Raw genomic sequence first — 1,797 nt, 5'->3', positions numbered from 1 at the left:
GGTCCACGATTAAGCATCACGGACCATAACCATCCCGCTACATCCGCGCGATCACGGGCCGAGAGCGGGACCCCATCCACTCTTTCTGGCCGATAGGCCGGGGCGTCGATCCCGGATCGTGCCGATGCGGTGCGTTCGCACGGCATCGGCGCCGCAGCATTCCCGCATGAGTCCGTTCGTCGCCGTCCCGTCGTGGGAGCGTCAGCCCGTCGGTTCGTCCGCGGCGTCCGCGGCGAGCCCGGCTTCGGCGTCGCCCGCGCCGATGTTCCGGCCTGCGCCGACGCACCCGGCGCCGGCGATCCCGCAGTTCGCGCCCGGCACGGGCGCTCCGGCGATCCCGCCGGTGCAGACGGCGAGGCCGGAGCCGGCCCGGGCGGCACCGACGCACCCGCCGATCCCTCGCGTGGCGCCGACCGCGCCGGTTCGGTCGGCGCCGCGCTCGTCCTGGCAGTCCCCAAGTGACGCGCATCTCGCAGCGGGCCTCGCTGCAACGGGCCCGGTGCCTCGCGTCTCGTCAGTGATCGGGCACGGCCGGGAGCCGGGGGTGCTCCGACCGGCGCCCGGGCAGCGCGAGCCGTCGACCGTCGACCCGACGGCGGCGCCGGTGACGCCGGTTCCCGATTCGGGCCGAGCCGGGGAGCATCCGGATCTCGACCTCCTCGGTCCCCTCGCTCCCTTCGCGACCGGCGCGACCGATCTCTTCGTGAACGGCGGCGCCGGGCTGTGGGCGGATCGCGGCGCGGGAGCCGAGCCCGTGGCCGGATGGCAGGCCGACGAAGCGGCCGTCCGCGAGCTCGCCGTGCGACTCGTGGCGCGCGGCGGCCGCCACGTCGACGACGCGCATCCGGCCGTCGACGTCCGGCTCGGCCGAGGCATCCGGGTGCACGTCGTGCTGCCGCCCGTGGCGACCGCGGGCACGCTCGTCTCCGTGCGCATCCCGCGCGGCGGCAGCCGGTCGCTCGCCGGCCTCCTGCACGGGGACGTGCCGACGCCCGACCCCGGTGCGCTCGCGGTCGAGGCGCGCCTGCGGCGTGCCGTGCGGGCCCGGGAGAACCTGCTGATCACCGGGGCGGGCGGCACCGGCAAGACGACCCTGCTGGCCGCGCTCCTCGCCGAGGCCTCCCCGCGCGAGCGCATCGTGGTCGTCGAGGACGTCGCCGAGCTCGTCATCGGGCACCCGCACGTCGTCGGCCTCGAGGCGCGGCAGGCGAACCTCGAGGGCGCGGGACGCATCGGGCTCGACGCGCTCGTGCGGGAGGCGCTGCGGATGCGTCCGGACCGCATCGTCGTCGGCGAATGCCGTGGGCCGGAGTTGCGCGAGCTGCTCGGCGCGCTCAACACCGGGCACGACGGCGGCGCCGGCACCCTGCACGCGAACTCGCTCGCCGACGTCCCCGCTCGACTCGAGGCGCTGGGCGGTGCCGCCGGGCTCGCCCCCGACGTCCTGGCCAGGCAGTCGGTCAGTGCGATCGACCTCGTCGTCCACCTCGAGCGCCGGGACGGGCGACGGCGGATCGCGGCGATCGGCCGGCTCGTCATGCGCGACGGGTCGCTCGTGGCCGACCCCGAGGACCTCGCATGAACGCCGGTGCCGACGCGCTCGAGGCGGTCGCCGCGGTCGCCGACCGGCTCGCGGTGCTCCTCGGCGCCGGTGTCGCGCCGCAGCTCGCGTGGCGGCATCTCGCCGACGCGGCAGGGGACGGCGGGGCCCTCGACGCCCGTGCGCTCCGCGCCGCCGCGGACGCGGCCGCCGATGGTGCCGACGTGGGCGTCGCGATCGCGGACGCGCTCGCCGCA

Annotated in this window: 1 protein-coding gene and 1 pseudogene; both read left to right on the top strand. The window is 76.9% G+C overall.

Annotation, left to right across the window (positions count from 1 at the left end; all coding sequences use genetic code 11):
* The first annotated feature begins 544 nt into the window (after positions 1–544).
* On the top strand, positions 545–1,582 hold the full coding sequence (locus GB864_RS17930) for a TadA family conjugal transfer-associated ATPase (protein ID WP_336604078.1): 1,038 nt from the start codon (positions 545–547) through the stop codon (positions 1,580–1,582).
* Positions 1,579–1,797 (top strand): annotated as a pseudogene (locus GB864_RS17925) (type II secretion system F family protein); the annotation flags it as partial. The gene GB864_RS17930 and the pseudogene GB864_RS17925, both read left to right, overlap by 4 nt.

Origin of the sequence: Agromyces seonyuensis (assembly GCF_009789225.1) — a bacterium.
Taxonomy (GTDB): domain Bacteria; phylum Actinomycetota; class Actinomycetes; order Actinomycetales; family Microbacteriaceae; genus Agromyces; species Agromyces seonyuensis.
Note: the sequence above shows the minus strand (reverse complement) of the source record. Positions and strands in the feature narration are given on the sequence as shown.